This window comes from Myxococcus sp. AB056 (genome assembly GCF_006547365.1).
Taxonomy (GTDB): domain Bacteria; phylum Myxococcota; class Myxococcia; order Myxococcales; family Myxococcaceae; genus Myxococcus; species Myxococcus virescens.
In genome coordinates, this window is record NZ_VHLB01000007.1 from 78,276 (window position 1) to 95,355 (window position 17,080).

At 68.9% G+C, this 17,080-nt stretch carries 10 protein-coding genes; 4 read left to right on the forward strand and 6 right to left on the reverse strand.

Features of this window, described 5'->3' with window-relative positions; translation table 11 throughout:
• Window positions 1–62 precede the first annotated feature (62 nt).
• Complete coding sequence (locus FMP39_RS05165) at window positions 63–4,586, forward strand: type I polyketide synthase (protein WP_141588868.1); 4,524 nt, start codon at window positions 63–65, stop codon at window positions 4,584–4,586.
• Between the two features lie 54 nt (window positions 4,587–4,640).
• Window positions 4,641–7,835, forward strand: a complete 3,195-nt coding sequence (locus FMP39_RS05170; RefSeq protein ID WP_141588869.1) for a type I polyketide synthase — start codon at window positions 4,641–4,643, stop codon at window positions 7,833–7,835.
• 101 nt (window positions 7,836–7,936) lie between these two features.
• On the opposite strand, the gene FMP39_RS05175 is transcribed toward FMP39_RS05170, so the two are convergent.
• Both FMP39_RS05175 and FMP39_RS05180 read right to left on the reverse strand, forming a co-directional pair.
• Window positions 7,937–9,175, reverse strand: coding sequence for a GNAT family N-acetyltransferase (locus FMP39_RS05175; protein ID WP_141588870.1), 1,239 nt, complete (start codon window positions 9,173–9,175; stop codon window positions 7,937–7,939).
• A 31-nt stretch (window positions 9,176–9,206) separates the two neighbouring features.
• Window positions 9,207–9,893, reverse strand: a complete 687-nt coding sequence (locus FMP39_RS05180; protein ID WP_141588871.1) for a glutathione S-transferase — start codon at window positions 9,891–9,893, stop codon at window positions 9,207–9,209.
• A gap of 143 nt (window positions 9,894–10,036) precedes the next feature.
• On the opposite strand from FMP39_RS05180, the gene FMP39_RS05185 reads away from it, so the two are divergent.
• Together FMP39_RS05185 and FMP39_RS05190 are read left to right on the forward strand one after the other, a co-directional pair.
• On the forward strand, window positions 10,037–12,301 hold the full coding sequence (locus FMP39_RS05185) for a lantibiotic dehydratase (protein ID WP_141588872.1): 2,265 nt from the start codon (window positions 10,037–10,039) through the stop codon (window positions 12,299–12,301).
• A gap of 55 nt (window positions 12,302–12,356) precedes the next feature.
• Window positions 12,357–13,796: a circularly permuted type 2 ATP-grasp protein gene (locus FMP39_RS05190; RefSeq protein ID WP_141588873.1), complete on the forward strand. Its 1,440-nt coding sequence runs from the start codon at window positions 12,357–12,359 to the stop codon at window positions 13,794–13,796.
• A gap of 15 nt (window positions 13,797–13,811) precedes the next feature.
• Here the strand turns inward: FMP39_RS05190 and FMP39_RS05195 are convergent, their stop codons facing one another.
• From FMP39_RS05195 to FMP39_RS05210, 4 genes are read right to left on the reverse strand one after another with little or no spacing between them, the layout of a single operon-like run.
• Complete coding sequence (locus FMP39_RS05195) at window positions 13,812–14,678, reverse strand: cupin-like domain-containing protein (RefSeq protein WP_141588874.1); 867 nt, start codon at window positions 14,676–14,678, stop codon at window positions 13,812–13,814.
• 22 nt (window positions 14,679–14,700) lie between these two features.
• On the reverse strand, window positions 14,701–15,024 hold the full coding sequence (locus tag FMP39_RS05200) for a hypothetical protein (RefSeq protein WP_011553645.1): 324 nt from the start codon (window positions 15,022–15,024) through the stop codon (window positions 14,701–14,703).
• 25 nt (window positions 15,025–15,049) lie between these two features.
• Window positions 15,050–15,802, reverse strand: a complete 753-nt coding sequence (locus FMP39_RS05205) for a thioesterase II family protein (protein WP_141588875.1) — start codon at window positions 15,800–15,802, stop codon at window positions 15,050–15,052.
• A complete protein-coding gene (locus FMP39_RS05210; RefSeq protein WP_141588876.1) occupies window positions 15,799–17,076 on the reverse strand; it encodes a glycosyltransferase family 4 protein in 1,278 nt (425 codons plus the stop codon). The genes FMP39_RS05205 and FMP39_RS05210 overlap by 4 nt, the downstream gene beginning before the upstream one ends.
• Window positions 17,077–17,080: the final 4 nt, after the last annotated feature.

The following is a 17,080-nucleotide window of genomic DNA, read 5'->3' on the forward strand; positions in this document are numbered from 1 at the left end:
AGCAGCAGCTTGAGCGGTTCGAGCTCCATCAGCCGTGCGCAAGGAAGCAGGGGTAGACAAACATGGGTCGTCACACCCGGTATGAGGGGGACGCGAGTCTCGCGGTAGCCATTGTCGGCATGGCCGCCCGCGTGCCCGGTGCCGAAGACGTGGACGCCTTCTGGCGCCTGCTGCGTGAGGGCAGGGAGGCCATTACCTTCTTCACCAACGAAGCGATGAAGGCGTTGGGCGTGGAGCCCGGCTGGCTGGCCAATCCAAACTTCGTTCGTGCAGCCCCTGTCCTGGAGCGGCCGGGGCGCTTCGACGCGGCATTATTCGGATACGCCCCACGTGAGGCGGAGTTGCTGGACCCGCAGCACCGCATCTTCCTGGAGTGTGCCTGGTCGGCGCTGGAGCACGCGGGCTACGCCCCGGGCCGGTTGACGGTCTCCACCGGCGTCTTCGCGGGCTCCAGCTTGAGCACCTATCTGCTGTTCAATCTGCTCTCCCGGGCGGAGTTCCAGCAGGCCGAGGACACGTTCCCGGCCATGGTCGGTAACGACAAAGACTTCCTGGCCACGCGCGTGGCCTATCACTTCAATCTCAAGGGGCCCGCGCTCACCGTGCAGACGGGGTGCTCGACGTCGCTGGTGGCCACGCACCTCGCCTGTCAGTCGCTGCTGGGCTACCAGTGCGACGTGGCGCTGGCGGGCGGCGTGTCCGTGCACATGCCCCAGCGCACGGGCTACCACTTTCAGGACGGCGGCATCACCTCTCCGGACGGGCACTGCCGCGCGTTCGACGCCAAGGGGCAGGGCACGCTCTTCGGCAGCGGCGCGGGCGTGGTGGTGCTCAAGCGCCTGGAAGACGCGCTGAATGATGGAGACACCATCCACGCCGTCATCCGTGGCTCGGCCATCAACAACGACGGCGCCATGAAGGTGGGCTACACCGCCCCCGGGGTCGAGGGACAGTCGGAGGTCATTGCCCGCGCACAGGCCGTGGCGGAGGTGTCCCCGGACTCCATCTCCTACGTGGAGGCGCATGGCACCGCCACGCCGTTGGGTGATCCCGTGGAGGTGCATGCCCTCACGGAGGCCTTCCGAGCGGGGACGGACAAGCGTGGCTTCTGCGGGCTGGGCTCGGTGAAGACCAACGTGGGCCACCTGGACGCGGCGGCGGGCGTCACCGGCCTGCTGAAGACGGTGCTCTCGCTGGAGCATGGCGAGCTGCCTCCCAGCCTTCACTACGAGAAGCCCAACCCACGCATCGACTTCGAGAGCAGCCCCTTCTACGTCAACGCCGCGCTCAAGCCGTGGCCAGAGGGAAACACGCCTCGGCGCGCGGGGGTGAGCTCGTTCGGGATTGGTGGCACCAACGCGCACGTCATCCTGGAGGAGGCGCCTGCCACCCTCCCGGGGGATGCGGCGCGCCCATGGCACCTCCTGGTGCTGTCCGCGAAGACAGCCTCGGCGCTGGAGTCCCAAACGGCCGCGCTGCTGGCGCACTTGCAGGCCCACTCGGAGCAGCAGCTCGCGGACGTGGCCTGGACGCTTCAGGTCGGGCGCAAGCCCATGGAGCTGCGCCGCGTGGTGGTGTGTGAGGACCGGGCGAGCGCCGTGGCGGCGCTGGAGTCCAAGGACCCGCAGCGCATGTTTACCTTGGCCCCAGGTAACAGCACGCCGTCGGCCGTCTTCATGTTCCCCGGCGGAGGCGCGCAATACCCGGACATGGGCCGTGGCCTCTACGCCTCCGAAAAGGTGTTCCGCGAGGCCGTGGACCGCTGCTGTGAGCTGCTGCGGCCCCGGCTGGGCTTTGACTTGCGGCCCGCCATGTACCCGGACGCGGCGAATGCCGCGGATGCCGTGCAGCGCCTCAAGCGCACCTCGCTGGCGCTGCCTGCGCTCTTCACCGTGGAATACGCGCTGGCGCAGTTGTGGCAATCCTGGGGCGTGAAGCCCGAGGCGCTCATCGGCCACAGCCTGGGCGAGTACGCCGCGGCCTGCCTCGCGGGGGTCTTCTCCTTGGAGGACGCACTGGCGCTGGTGGTGCTGCGCGGCAAGCTCTTCGAAGAACTGCCCGGTGGCGGCATGCTCAGCGTCCCGCTGCCCGAGGCGGAGCTTCGCCCGTTGCTGGGGGATTCGCTGTCCATTGCCGCGATGAACGGACCCGCGCAGTGCGCGGTCGCCGGGACGGTGGAGGCCGTCGAGGCGCTGGCCGCCGAGCTGACCCGGCGCGAGGTGGAGTTCCGTCACATCCCCATCGACGTGGCGGCGCACTCGCACCTGGTGGAGCCCATCCTCGCGCGCTTCGAGTCCTTCGTGGGGACCCTGACGCGCAATGCGCCCACGTTGCCCATTGTCTCCAACGTCACCGGCACGTGGATGACGCCCGAGGAAGCGGTGGACCCGGCTTACTGGACGCGGCATCTGCGGCAGACAGTGCGCTTTGGTGACGGCATCCGCACGCTGGCTGCGCAGCCTGGGCGCGTCTACCTGGAGGTCGGTCCAGGCCGCACGCTGGGGACACTGGCGCGCCTGCAGCTCAATGGGCCCAAGGCCCCCTCGGTCCTCTCCTCGCTGCGTCACCCTCAGGACCCGGTGCCGGATGACGCGTTTCTCACCACCACCGTCGGCCGGCTCTGGGCGGCGGGCATGGAGGTGAATTGGAGCGCGGTACATGGCGGTGCTCGGCGTCTGCGTGTGCCGCTCCCGACCTATCCCTTCGAGGGCCAGGACTACTGGCTGGCGCCGGAGGTGTCCTCCTCGCGTCGCAGGGGTGTCGCGCGCAAGAGCGCGGACCTGGCCGGCTGGTTCTATCTGCCCTCGTGGCAGCGTGCGCCGTTGATGCCCAAGGCAGGGCCCGTGACGCCGCGCGGATGGGTCGTCTACCAGGATGCGGGGGGCCTAGGGGCGGCCCTGGCGGAGCGGTTGGAGCGCCTGGGCCACGGTGTCATTCGCGTGACGTCCGGCCCCGGTTTCCGTCAGGTGACCGAGCACGAGTTCACCGTGGATGGGCGAGCGCGTGAGGACCACGCCCAGTTGCTGCATGCGTTGAAGGCTCGGAGCTTCAACGTGGAGCGCGTGGTGTACCTCTGGAGCCTCGATGTGTCCGGGGCGGACTTCGACGAGGCCCAGGCGCGCGGTTTCTTTGGCGTGCTGCGGCTTGCGCAGGCCCTGTCGGGTGCGGAGCTGCCCGGGCCCGTGGAGTTGACGGTGGTGGGGCGCGAAGCGCTGGAGGTGGAGAGCGCCGACGCGGTGGCTCCCGAGCGCGCCACGCTGCCGGCGCTGTGCAAGGTGATTCCGCAGGAACTGGACACCGTGGCGTGCCGCTACGTGGACGTCCGCACGCCATCGGTGGACGCATTGGTGCGGGAGGTGACGTCGGATGCCTCGGAGCCAGTGGTGGCCTGGCGCGGCCCTCATCGGCAGGTGCAGGCGTACGAGCCGCTGCGCATCGAAGCCGACACGCCGGCGTCCTGGCCCCTCAAGCAGCGCGGCGTCTACGTCATCACGGGCGGCCTGGGCGGCGTGGGCCTGCGGATGGCGGATTATCTGGCGCGCACCAGGCAGGCGCGGCTGGTCCTGGTGGGGCGCTCCGGCGTGGAGCAGGACGCGGATGGCCGCCGTCAACGTGCGGTGCGAGCGCTGGAGGCCGCGGGAGCGGAGGTGCTGGTGGCTCGTGCGGATGTGGCGGATGAGGCGCAGTTGCGCGCGGTCCTGGCGGACGTGGATTCTCGCTTTGGCGCGCTGGATGGCGTCATCCACGCCGCGGGGCTCGCGGGCGACGGCGCGGTGTCGTTGCTCGGAACCATGGAGCCGACGACGTGCGCGCCGCACTTCCGGGCGAAGGTGCATGGCACATATGCGCTGGACCGGGCGTTGGCGGGCCGCACGTTGGATTTCGTGCTGCTGGTGTCCTCCAACGCCACGGTGCTGGGCGGCCTGGGATTGGGGGCGTACGCGGCGGCCAATGCCTTCCTGGATGCATTCGCGGCGGCGCGCTCGCGGACCGGGGGCATGCGGTGGCTGAGCACCAACTGGGACGGGTGGCCCGTGGATGCCGCCGAGGGCGCGAAGGCGGTCCAGACCAGCATCGACCAGTTCGCCATGACGCCCGACGAGGCGGTGGAGGCCTTTCGCCGGGTGGTGGAGGCGCCGCTGGAAGGGCAGGTGTTGGTGTCCACGGGCAACCTGGACGCGCGCGTGGCGCAGTGGGTACGGCGCGAGGGTGCGGGCGCGAAGAAGGACGCGGGGGGCACGTTGCACTCACGTCCCGCGCTGGGCACTGAGTATGTGGCACCCACCGATGAGGTGGAGCGCGCGCTCGTGCGTGTGTGGCAGGAGCAACTGGGACTGGAGCAGTTGGGCATTCACGACAACTTCTTCGACCTGGGAGGGAATTCACTCCTGTGGCTGAAGATCGTCGGGCGGATGAAGCGGGAGCTCGGGCGGGACGTGCCCCTCACCAGCGTCTTCGAGGCCCCCACCGTGGCCACCCTGGCGAAGAAGCTGGGACAGGGACCGGCTCCAGCGGAGACCACCGCCTTCGAGTCCAGCCAGAGCCGTGGGGCTCAGCGCAGAGAGCGGCGCAGCCGTCGCGAGTAGGGCGCGTGCACGCATTGAAGCCCCTTCGACCTACGAGAACCTGGAGACGACACCTTGGACAGCAAGCTCCCTGAGGAGTTCGACGACGCCGACGTCGCCATCATCGGCATGGCCGGGCGCTTTCCCGGCGCTCGGGACGTGGACACGCTCTGGGCCAATCTCCGCGAGGGAGTGGAGTCCATCCGCTTCTTCTCCAAGGAGGAGGCCCGCGCGGCCGGTGTGCCGGAGGAGCGGCTGGAGGCCCCGTCCTTCGTGCGAGCCGCGGCCATCCTTCCAGAGCCGGAGTCGTTCGACGCGGCCTTCTTCGAGATGCCGCCACGCGAGGCGGAAATCACAGACCCCCAGCACCGTGTCTTCCTGGAGGCGTCCTGGGAGGCGCTCGAGCACGCTGGCTACTCACCGCGTGACTACGTCGGCGCCATCTCCGTGTTCGGCGGTGCCACGCTCAACACGTACCTGTTGATGAACCTGGCGCGGAACCCGCGCGTGCTGGAGTCCTTCGAGCCGGTGCAGGTGAACATCGGCAACGGGGGCGACTTCCTGGCCACCCGCGTCTCGTACAAGCTCAACCTGAGGGGTGCCAGTCACACCGTGCAGAGCGCGTGCTCCACCTCGTTGGTGGCGGTGCACCAGGCTTGCCAGAGCCTGCTCAATGGCGAGTGCGACATGGCGCTCGCGGGCGGTGCGTCCGTCAACGTGGGGTTCTTCAACGGGTACCGGCACGCGGAGGGCGGCATGGCCTCTCCGGATGGCCACTGCCGGCCTTTCGATGCGAAGGCACAGGGCACGCTCTTCGGCAGCGGCGTGGGCGTGGTGCTGCTGAAGAAGCTGCGAGCCGCAGTGCGGGACGGTGACACCATCCACGCCGTCATCAAGGGCACGGCCACCAACAATGACGGCGCGCTGAAGGCCGGCTTCACCGCGCCCAGCGTGGATGGTCAGGCTCAGGTGGTGGCGGAGGCGCTCGCGGCGTCGGCACTGGAGGCGGATGACATCAGCTACGTGGAGGCCCATGGTACCGCCACGCCGCTGGGCGACCCCATCGAGGTGCAGGCGCTCACCAAGGCCTTCCGTGCCACCACCCAGCGGCGGCGCTTCTGCGCGCTGGGCTCGGTGAAGGGCAACCTGGGCCACCTGGACGCGGCGGCGGGAGTCACCGGCCTGCTGAAGACGGTGATGGCGCTGAAGCACGGCGAGCTGCCGCCCAGCCTTCACTACGAGCGGCCCAACCCAGCCATCGACTTCGACAGCAGCCCGTTCTACGTCAACGCCACGCTCAAGCCCTGGCCCGCGGGAGACTCGCCGCGGCGCGCGGGCGTGAGCTCCTTCGGCGTGGGTGGCACCAACGCGCACGTGGTGCTGGAGGAGGCTCCCCGGTTGCCCGCGAGCGCACCCTCGCGACGTGCATGGCACCTGTTGCCGCTGTCGGCCCGGACGCCCTCGGCGTTGGAGTCGGTCACGACGCGGCTGGTCGAGTCATTGAAGAACCAAGGGGGTGTGAATCTGGCGGACGTGGCCTGGACGCTCCAGGCCGGACGCCAACGCTTTCTGCACCGTCGCTTCGTGTTGGCTCGCAGCGCGGAGGATGCAGTCGGCGCGCTGTCGCAGCCTCAAAGCCCTCGCGTGTTCACGGAGGCGCAAGACGCGGTGGAGCGGTCCGTGGCGTTCCTCTTCCCGGGCCAGGGCTCGCAGCACGTGGACATGGGGCGAGCGCTTTACGAGGCAGAGCCCGTCTTCCGCGCCGAGGTGGACCGCTGCGCGGAGTTGCTGAAGCCCCACTTGGACGGACTGGACCTGAGGACGGTGCTGTACCCTCAGCCCGAGGCCGCCGAGGTCAGCGGGACGAAGCTGGCGCAGACGGCGCTCACGCAGCCCGCGCTCTTCACGCTGGAGTACGCTACCGCGCGCCTGTGGATGTCCTGGGGCGTGATGCCGCAGGCGATGCTGGGACACAGCATCGGCGAATACGTGGCGGCATGCCTCGCGGGTGTCTTCTCGCTGGAGCATGCGCTGAGACTGGTGGCCGCGCGTGGCCGGCTCATGCAGGGACTTCCTTCCGGTGCGATGCTGGCGGTGCCCCTGTCCGAGGACGAGGTTCAGCCGTACCTGCGCGCAGGCGGGGCCGAGCTCAGTCTGGCGGCCCTCAATGGCCCCATGCAGTGCGTGCTGTCGGGGACGCACCCCGCGGTCGAAGCGGTGCGGAAGCAGCTCCAGGAGGCGGGGATTCAGTGCCAGCCGCTGGTGACGTCGCATGCCTTCCACTCGGCGATGATGGACTCCATCCTCGACGCGTTCGCCGCGCAGGTGGCCACGGTACCGCTGGCGGCGCCCACGCTTCCATTCGTCTCCAACGTCACCGGTACCTGGGTGACGGCTGAGCAGGCGACGAGCCCTCGTTACTGGGCCGAGCACCTGCGTGGGACGGTGCGCTTCGCGGACGGCTTGCACGCGCTCCTCACCGATACCAGGCGCGTGTTGCTGGAGGCAGGCCCGGGCCAGGTGTTGGGGAAGCTGGCGAAGCGTCACCCCGCCTTCACGACATCACACTCGGTGCTGGCTTCCATGCCTCCGCCCAAGGACGACAGGGCCACCGCCGGCATGGCGCCGCTGGCCTATGAGACGCTCGGCCGGCTGTGGCAAGCGGGCGTCCGCGTGGACTGGAAGGGGTTCCATGGCGCGGAGGTTCGCTACCGGGTGCCGCTCCCCACCTATCCCTTCGAGCGCCAGCGCTTCTGGATCGAACCCGCCGCCGTCGAGACCGCGCCTCGGGTCACGATTGCATCCCAGCCCGTGACGGCGGCGGAGGACGCCACGCCTCAGGCATCGCAGGCGGAACAGGGGGGCGAAGCTGTCAGTGCTCGCCCGTGCCAGCCGCGCCCGCAGCTTCGCAGCGCGTATGTCATGCCGGGCACGCCACTCCAGCGGTCGCTGGTGGAGCTGTGGCAGGAGATGCTGGGCATGGCGCCCATCGGCATCCAGGACAACTTCTTCGAACTCGGCGGCGACTCGCTCATCGCCGTGCAGCTCAGTGGCCGCATCAAGAAGCAGTTGGGCTTGGACCTGCCTGCGTCGAGCCTCTACGAAGGCGTCACCGTGGAGGCCCTGGCGGCGTTGTTGAAGCCAGCGGAAGCGGAGGGGCAGGAGCGCCGTGAAGCGGCGCCAGCGGCAGATGCTTCGCTCCAGCGTCGCAAGCAGACCCTGGCGCGGCAGCGCAACCTTCGTCGCTTCGACGACGATGATGATGCGTGACCGCTCCACCACTTGCTGTGATGGACGGCTCGCATGAAGGGGCCGTCCCTCGTGGGCATCGTTTGGGGCGGGGGTGATGCGGAGGTCCCCACCTCGAAGTTTCAGGGTGCCTTGCGAATGCGAGCGTTCTGGGTGCCGCTCGCGGCCATGGCCATTGCCACGCGGGAGTAGGCAGACACGTAAGGCTGAAGCACCGTGCGTGACCAGCGCCCCGGAATCCACAGGTAGCTGTACAGCCCGTGCCTGCGTGCGCCACGGCGCCGCTTCGTCTCGTACCCGCTGGCGCCCAGCCAGAGTTTCTTGACGCCGAGCTCATAGGCCCGGCGCAGGGGCTCGTAGAAGGCGAGGTTGAAGTACAGCGGCGTCTCGGATGCCCCGGCCTCGGCGCGGCCGACCCGGTAGAACCACATCTCATCGTTCTTGTGGAGCAGCAGGGAGAAGCCGATGGGGTCGCCGTTCTGATAGGCGACCACGGCCTCGGCTTCGGGCGAGACGTGCTGGTCGAGCGCTGCCCAGAACGCGGAAGGATGGCGGAGGTGCTCGTTGCCGTACTTGGAGTAGGTCACCTCGTAGAACCGCTCCAGTTGCTCCGCCATCTCGCCCATCCGGGAGACGCGCTCGAAGCGAACGCCCGCATCCCGAGCGTGAGCCATTTCCTTCTTGAGCACTCGCCGGACGTCGCTCTTGAACTGCCCCAGGTACGCGTCGAAGTTGTCCCCCGGGACATCCATGATGTTGTCGTCGTAGATGAAGATTTCCTGGAACGCCGCCGAGGTGAGCGCCTCTCTCAGCGTCGTGTCATCCCGTTCCACGCCGTAGAAGTAGAGCGGCAGCCGCTCGCTGGTGGCGAGCTCCCGGAGCCCTTGGAGGATGAGCTCCCGCGCCTGCTTCGCGACGTCCACGGACTGCGCGGAACAGTGGATGCTGCTCCGCATGCTGAGCGGGCTGGTGACGAAGACGCCGCCATCGAAGCCTGCTCCCGTGCGCCAGGCCACGTTGCGGTAGAGGTCCGCCGCAGCGATGGCTGCCCGGCTCCAGGCCGGCCCGTTGGCGAAGCCTTTCTTCCAACTGGTGAAGAGGAAATGCTCCAGCGAGTAGGGCGTGTAGATGGTCTTGCTGCGGGTGATGAAACACGGGCACAGCGCGACGGGAGTGCCCTGCTGATACGCAATGGCATATCGCAGGGACAGCTCCCCCCGGGCCATGGCGGACAGGTCGACCGCGTCCAGCATGCGGAACCAGCGCCGGCCGAAGAAGACGCTCGACTCGGAGGTGAGGGCATCCAGCTCCGCGTCGCTCAGGTGGCTGACGGAGTCGTGGAATTTCAGGGTAAGCGTCATGGCCGGGGGGCTCCGTCGGGCGCGGATCCGCTCAGCCGTTGAGGAGCTGGACGGCGGGGTGCCGCTTGGGGCTGGCGAGGTGCCGCGCGAGGTTGGGGCGCTGCTTCATGCGCTCGAAGAACCCGAACAGCCCAGGGTAGGTGCTCTCCAGAAGATCCTGGAGGCCGTTGTCCACGAGCAGCTCCAGGAAGCCGAAGACGCTGGTGTCCGCCACCGTCACGGAGGGACCGACGAAGAAGCCATCACCACTGCCGTTGCTCTTCAGCAGCCGCTCGAAGTGCCCGAGCCACTGCGGCAGTTCCTCGCCCAGGATGATGGGGAGCTGCTCGGAGAGCTGTTCCGGGGTGAGCGAGGTCAGGCTGCGCGCGCGCGCCGTCACTTCCTCGACGCCGTCGATGATCATGTCGCAGGCGGCGGTCTCCCGCGCATCCTTCCCATAGAGGCCGCGGGTGCGCGCGACGTGACGCAAGATGGCCAGGCTCTGCACCACGCGGAAGCCGTCGGGCTCCTCCCATAGCGGCACCTTGTCGAAGGCCAGCATGCCAGCCGCCTTCATGGCCTCGAAGGCCGGTGTCTTCACCTTGGCCTGTACGTCATACGTGCCCAGGTCGATGTCCTCGTACTCCGTTCCGGACTCGGCGAGCAGCAGGCGGATCTTCTCAGCGACGCCTCGACCCGTGAAATACGACAGGCGCGGCAATGATGATTGAGCGTTCATACAGGGTTCGTGGTTGGAAGGGAGAGGCTCTATACTAGAGTAAACGTATTATTCGGAAGGGGCAGACTTCCTTGACTGGTGTATCCGAGCCTCTGGATTCCGCGAAGCCCGACGCACCCGCGCTTGTCTCCCTTGCTCCAGGAATGGCCCTGTGGCCGTGGGCCGCGCTGCGTGGCGCCGGCTTTCCCACTCAGGATGCGCTCCGGCTCGCGGCTCCGACAGCGGCCTCCGCCGCCGATACATGGCTCGCGTCAGGGGTTGAGACACCCGGTGACGCACTGCGCACCGCGTTTGACTCGGACTTGCTGAGTATCAGCGCGGCACTGCGCTCGCTGGCGGGGGAGTCCCACCTGAGCGAGGCCCTCCTGTGGCAGAACCGCCACGCCTACAAGACGGGCGTGGAGCCGCTGGCGGCCCTTCCCGCCACCGCTCGGAACAGCAAGGCCCGGCAGCGTGAGCGGCTGGTGGCCTCCTACGTCCAGCGCTACAGCACCAAGAACGACACCATCGGCTTCTTTGGTCCCGTGGGTTGGGCCCGGCTCACGCCGTCGAAGGAAGGGCTGCGCTGGACGCCCGGACCGCGGCTCGTCTCCCGGCGCGCGGTCTATTTCGAGACATGGTGCCTGGATGCGCTCAGCGCCGCCCTGGCGCGCGACGCGTCCCTGCGTCACTGGGCACCGCCTCGGCTGTTGCCATACTTCCGGCTGGAGGGGCACGTGCTTCACGGCCCCATGCCGACGCCGGTGGAGTTGAGCCCGGAGCAGGCGCTGCTGTTGTCTCGGTGTGATGGCTCGGCCAGCGCCGTGAGCATCGCGCGGGAGCTCACGGCCGGTGATTCGCCTGCCTTCGCATCGCAGGATGAAATCTTCACGGCGCTCGAACAGGCGGTGGGTTTCGGTGTCCTGGTCTGGGGCTGGGAGGTGCCGCTCGTCATCCGGCCTGAGGTGGTGCTGCGCGGTGCGTTGATGGCCATCGAGGATGCAGACGCGCGGGCCCGTGCGCTGGCGCCGCTGGAGCGTCTGGAGCGCGCGCGGGCCGCTGTCGAAGCCGCGGCGGGGACGCCCACGGCCCTGGATGCCGCGGTCGCGGAGCTGGAGGCGGTGTTCCAGGAGGTGACGGGGGCGCCGCCGACGCGCGCGGCGGGCCAGACGTATGCCTCGCGGACGCTCATCTACGAGGACTGTGCGCGGGACGGCGCGTTGGCGCTGGGCGCTCCGGTGATTGGCCGGCTCGGAGCCGTGCTGGAGCTGGTGCTGACCGGAGCGCGGTGGCTGGTGGGGGAGGTGACACGGGGGACGCGCGCGGGCCTGGATGCGCTCTTCGACCGGTTGTCCGAAGGCGGCGCACCTGTGTCGCTCACCGCGCTCCAGCTCGCCTTCGTACAGGGACTCAAGGACCCGGCCACTGAAGCGGAGCTGATGCCCGTGGCCAAGGCCGTCGCCGAGCATCGCCGGCGCTGGCGTGAGCTCTTTGCCCTGCAGCCGGAGGTCCGACGCCAGACGCGCACCGTTGATTCGCTCCGGCCCCGCGTGCTCGAGGTCTTCGGCGAGGTGGGCCCTGCGTGGCGGAGCCGCTGGCACGCCTCACCGGACGTGATGATTGACGCGGCCAGCGAGGAGGCTGTTCGCGCCGGGGACTACCAGTTGGTGCTGGGCGAACTGCATTTGTGCAACAGCATCTCCTCACTCTTCGTGGAACAGCACCCAGCGCCCGAGGAGCTCTTCGCGCTCGCGGAGCGGTGTGCCACCGGGGCCGACGTGGTGCCCGTGTTCCCGAAGTCCGAGTGGAGCCAGCGGACGCTGCCGTGCCTCTTCCCGCGAGACAGCCTCTACTACCTCTCCGGGCAGGAGCCGCCGCCCCAGCCGGGCGCTCGCGCGCTCCGCGTGGGGGACATGGTGGTGGAGCGGCGTGACGGCACGCTGGAGGTCCTCGACCGCGTGAGCGGGCGCCGGTTCGGCCTGATGGAGTTCATGGCCGTGTTCTTGGAGCAGCGCTGCGCCAGCATCTTCGACCTGGCGCTGGCCGATGACTACTCGCCTCGGGTCACGGTGGATGGCGTGGTCGTCGCCCGTGAGCGCTGGAGCGCGCCTGCTGCCGAGCTGGGCTTCGCCGGACTCACGGACCCTATGGCGCAATGGCTGGAGGCCCGGCGTTGGCAGCAGGGACTGGGCATTCCGCGCTTCGCGTTCTTCAAGGTGGCGACGGAGCGCAAGCCGTGCTTCGTGGACTTCGACAGCCCCTTGCTGGTGGAGATGATGGCGAAGCTGGTGCGGCGCACGGCGGAGGAGTCGCCGGCTTCACGCGTCCAGTTCTCGGAGATGCTGCCGGACCCCGAACACCTCTGGCTCACCGACGCGGCTCAGCGCCGCTACACGAGCGAGCTGCGGCTGGTCTGCGAGATGTCTTGAGCAGCCCGCGGCCTTTCAACGGTTTCACCCCTGTTCATGAAGGAGCCGTACGCCCATGAGCGTGCCCGAGCCGATTTCCGGCGGACAATTTCCTCCAGAAGTCAAAGCGCTGCACGGCCAGCTTTCCCCTGCCGCCGCTGCATTCCTGGAGTTCACAGAGCGCGTCCCCGAGGCCCTTTCGCGCCACAATTTCAAGCCGCACGAGGCATCGCCGTTCATCACCTATGCGCTGCATGCGTGGCCCACCTTCGTGGAGGGCCCGGTCGCACGACAGATGCGGGAAGTCGCCCCGGCGCTCTGCCGGCTCATCAAGCGGGCCCCCCGGCGCCTGCTGGGGGCCACGGATCGCGCGGCGGCGTTCTACGGGTTGCCGCATGAGCGGGCGCACGCGGCGCTCGATGCCCTGGCGCGGACGGATGACGCCCGCGGAGCCATTGGCCGGGGTGACTTCATCCATGACGGCACGGCCTTCAAGTGCGTGGAGTTCAACCTGACCGCGGGTGTCGGGGGCTGGGAGACGGCCATCCACGTCCAACAGGTGCTGGCGCAGCCCGCGATGCAGCGCTTCGCCATGGAGCAGCGGCTGCGCGTCCGTCAGCCGCGGACGCTGCGCGACTTCTTCTCCAACGTTGTCGACACCGTGCGGCGCGACCTCGACTGGGAAGGGGAGTGCAACATCGGCATCCTCTTCTCCCCGAGCACCATGCCGGAAGCAGGCCCGGCGGAGCAGGTGAGCCGGTTCTTCACCGCCCAGCTCCAGGAGCTGCTTCAGCCCGAGGGCGCGCGCGGCGAGGTTCTCCTGGCCGCCTATGGTTCGGTGGAGTCAGAGGCCGGCGCCCACCTCACGCTTCGGGGCAAGCGGCTGCACGCCGTTGTGGAGTACGACGCGCGAGACAGGCAGGCGATGGCGGGAGCGACCTACGTCGCGCAGGCCCAGGCCGCGTTCGATGCCCGGACGGTCAGCCTCCTCAACGGCCCGGCGCAGGATGTGCTCGACGACAAGCGCAACCTCGCGCTGCTCTGGGAGCACGTGACGTCGCCCGCGCTGTCCGAGGCGGAACAGGAGTTGGTGCGCCGGAACGTGCCCTGGTCATGCCGGGTGGAACGGACGCACGTCGAGCGGGACGGGGCGCGATATCTGATTCCGGAGCTGCTGGCCTCGCAACGCGAGTCCCTGGTCCTCAAGCCGGGCCGGGACTACGGCGGCGAGTCCGTTCTGGTGGGTGGGACGACCTCCGCCGCTGAGTGGGACACGGCCGTGCGCAAGGCGCTCGACGTGGGCGGCTGGGTGGTGCAGGAGCGCGTGCAACCGATGCCCCTCCACGCGCTGGGACCGGAAGGCACGGTGGTGCCCCACATCGCCGTCTGGGGGCTCTTCGTGCTCGGAGAGACCTACGGCGGGCACTTCCTCCGCATGTGCCCCATGCGGCGGGGCACCGGCGTGGTGAACGTCGCGCAGGGCGCCATCGTGGGCGCCCTCATCGAACTGGAGTGAGACCGCAGGGCCGCGTTACTGCTCGCGATACTCGCGGCCCAGCTTCTGCTGCTTGCGGATGCGGCCCACCGCGCTCAGGGCGATGGAGGGGATGAGCTTCGGGCCCAGCCTGGCCAGCATCGACCAGGTCCACCACCAGTAGTTGGTGGCGATGGCGTCCTCCACCGTGTACACGCGGTGCCACCAGCCGTAGGGCAGGTAGAGAATCTCCCCGGCCTCCAGGACGAAGTCGTAGTCCGGGACGAGGCCGCCGGGGAGCTGGTCTGCCTTGCCGCCGTGAGGCGTCAGGTCGTGGGCGCTCACGACGGACCACGGGTGGCTGAGCTTCGCCGGGCTCAGCTCCGCGTCTCGCTTGGGCGAATACAACTGCCACTGCTTGCGGCCCACCATGACGGCGTGCAGGTTGTGGGCGCGGTCCAGGTGGAGCTGGGTGAAGGTGCCGCGCGGGCCCATGAAGAAGAGCTGCTCGGTGAGCTTGCGCTGGACGGCGTAGTCGTCGAAGCGGACGTCCTTGTGCAGCTCCGGCAGGGTGCGGAACAGGTCATTGCCGATGAGGTAGCCCGGCGTCTCGCCGCCCTTCGCCTTCAGCGTGTCGACGTACTCCTGCATGCTCATCTTCCGCACGCGGCCCACGCGCTCCACGCCGCCCGTGTCCTTGGCGTTGTATTGCAGCCACTCCACGGGGACGCTCACGTCGCGGTACTTCGTGGCGAAGTAGTCGAAGGTCCACCGCTCGGCCGCAGGCCAGCCCTTCATGGCGTCGGTGAGGATGACGGGTTTGTTGTTGGCTTCGATGCGCTCGTAGAAGGCCCGGCGGTTGTCGAGCGGCATGCGCTCAGGAACCAGGGGTTCTGCGCCCTTCTGGGCGGTGGCGGTGCTCATGGCAGCTCTCCCGGGTGGTGCGTCAGGCCGCGCTCTCGCTCTGGCCCTGAGCCTTCTGCAGGCGCTCGAAGTTGTTGTCGATGCCGTGGCGCACGTCCGCCAGCATGTGGATTTCGAACTCCTGGAACGCGAAGGAAGGCCAGGCGCGCAGCAGCGTCAGCAGCGACTCATGCGAGTCGGCGTTGAGGATACAGAGCCCCATCTTCGGGAGTACGTAGTAGGCACAGTCGAAGGTGCCGTCCTGGAGGCGAGCGCCCACCCAGTCACGGACAGCGCGGTTGAGGGCGATGGGGTCCTGGGGCTGGGGGCCCGAGGTGCGATCCTTGACGTAGACGAGGTACTTCATCGGGAAGGCTCCTTTGAAAATGGGGTCAGCGAGTCGATGCGGGCCGCAGCCTGGTGAGGCTCCGGCGGATGTTCTGCAGCAGGCCGCGCGGCGTCTGTCGCAGGAAGAAGTGGTCCCCCAGGAACGTCTGGGTGGCGAACGGACCGGAGGTGAGCTGGCGCCACGCCTCCGTCGCGTCATCGGGTACGTAGTCGTCGAAGCCGCGGAAGGCGGAGAGCGGGCACGCCAGGACGGGGCCCGGCTTCCACGAGTAGCCCTCGCACACGGCGGTGTCCGCCAGCATGGTGGCGCGCATCAAAGTCAGCAGCTCTTCCGCCATCTCGCCCGACACGGCGCGTGACTCACCCAGGCGCCGGGCCTCGGACGCGTCGATGTCATGGGTGGCCGTGGCCGGGGTGTGGGCATGGAGCGTGTGCGGCGCCCGGTAGCTGGCGACGAAGAGGTGCAGGGGCGCCTGCAGCCCGCGCTCGCGCAGGGCCCGCGTCAGCTCGTATGCGAGCAGCGCGCCCATGCTGTGTCCAAAGAGGGCGTAGGGCTTGTCCGTGTGCTTCGCCAGCACGTCGACCAGGGGCGCGATGACGTCCGGCAGCGCGCGCAGGGGCGGCTCGCGCAGCCGGTTCTCCCGGCCGGGGAGCTGCACCGGGCACACCTCGATGTCTTGCCCCAGCTCCGCCTGCCAGGTGCGGAACAGGGAGGCGCTGCCACCCGCGTGAGGCAGGCAGAACAGCCGCACCCAGGACGCCGGTGCGGGGACGTGGAAGGCCAACCAATCCGTCATGACCGCACCTCGCGTCCCTGTCCGCCAACGAGCTTCTGGTACACGGCGAGGTTGGCGGCCACCATGCGCGGCAGGCTGAACAGCTCCACCACGCGTTGCTGGCCAGCGAGCCCCATGCGCCGCGCCTGCTCACGGTCTTCCAGCAGGTTGAGCTGCGCGGCGGCGAGCGACTCGACGTCCACTTCGCGCGGACCTCCCGGTGCGCCGGGGAGCACGGAGACCAGCAGGCCCGTCTTCTCGTGTTCGACGATTTCCGACGGGCCTCCGGAGCGCGTCGCCACCAGCGGCAGACCGGAGGCCATGGCCTCGATGGCCGTGTAGCCAAAGGGCTCATAGAGCGAAGGCACCAGCGCCAGATCCGCGATTCGATGGAGCAGCCCGAGCTGCTGGCGTGGCAGCTTGCCCAGCAGCTTGATGCGGTGGCGCAGGTGCGCGTAGCGCTGGGTCAGCGTCTGCACCATCTGCGTGGACTCACGCGAGTCGGTGCCACCGGCCAGGAGGAAGCGCACGTTGGGGCGCCGTTCGAGCACGCGCTCGGCGGCGGCGAAGATGGCGCTGATGCCCTTCATGGGATGGAGCCGGCCCGTGTAGAGGACGACCGGGTCATCCGGCGTGGCCACCGTGGCGCGCAGCCGGGCGTAGTCCTCCGGCGCGTGCGAGGGCTGGAGGAAGGGGCCCGCGTCCATGCCGCAGTGGATGGTGTGCAGCAGCGACGCCGGCATCCCATAGGTCTCCCGGATGAGCTCGCTCATGGAGTCGCTCACCGAGATGACGTTCGTCGACCCGTCGTAGAAGCTGCGCTCCTCCTCGAGAATCTCCGGGTCGGGCGTCTGTCCCCACCATCGCTCGGCGGGCTCGGAGATGTAGTGGCTGGTTCCCAGTACCGGCACACCGGCCTCGTGGGCCAGCGCTCGCGCGGCGCGGTGGGTGTGCCACTGGTGGAAGTGGATGAGGTCTGGCTTCTCCTCGTGGATGAGCTCGCGGCCTCGGTGAATCAGGTCGTCGTTGAAGACGCGGATGCCGCCCACCAGGGAAAGCTTTCCCGCCTGGGAGAGGCTGCCGCGGCTGGGCGGCATCATGTGCACGGTGAGGTTGGGCTCGCGGAGCACGGCGGGCTCGCCGGGCGTGTACGCCAGGACGGTGACCTTGCACCCGCCGCGAGCCAGCCCGCGGGCCAGCTCGTAGACATAGGTGCCCACACCGCCGGCCACGTTCGGCGTGTACTCCATGGCCAGGAGGAGCGCCTTCAGGGGTGGGGAGATAGGAGGTGCCATTGGG

Excerpts from the sequence above, each read along its gene's own strand:
- FMP39_RS05195 (WP_141588874.1), bottom strand. The coding sequence starts at position 14,678 with ATGAGCACCGCCACCGCCCAGAAGGGCGCAGAACCCCTGGTTCCTGAG.
- FMP39_RS05200 (WP_011553645.1), bottom strand. The coding sequence starts at position 15,024 with ATGAAGTACCTCGTCTACGTCAAGGATCGCACCTCGGGCCCCCAGCCC.
- FMP39_RS05185 (WP_141588872.1), top strand. The coding sequence starts at position 10,037 with ATGGCCCTGTGGCCGTGGGCCGCGCTGCGTGGCGCCGGCTTTCCCACT.
- FMP39_RS05190 (WP_141588873.1), top strand. The coding sequence starts at position 12,357 with ATGAGCGTGCCCGAGCCGATTTCCGGCGGACAATTTCCTCCAGAAGTC.
- FMP39_RS05205 (WP_141588875.1), bottom strand. The coding sequence starts at position 15,802 with ATGACGGATTGGTTGGCCTTCCACGTCCCCGCACCGGCGTCCTGGGTG.
- FMP39_RS05210 (WP_141588876.1), bottom strand. The coding sequence starts at position 17,076 with ATGGCACCTCCTATCTCCCCACCCCTGAAGGCGCTCCTCCTGGCCATG.
- FMP39_RS05165 (WP_141588868.1), top strand. The coding sequence starts at position 63 with ATGGGTCGTCACACCCGGTATGAGGGGGACGCGAGTCTCGCGGTAGCC.
- FMP39_RS05180 (WP_141588871.1), bottom strand. The coding sequence starts at position 9,893 with ATGAACGCTCAATCATCATTGCCGCGCCTGTCGTATTTCACGGGTCGA.
- FMP39_RS05175 (WP_141588870.1), bottom strand. The coding sequence starts at position 9,175 with ATGACGCTTACCCTGAAATTCCACGACTCCGTCAGCCACCTGAGCGAC.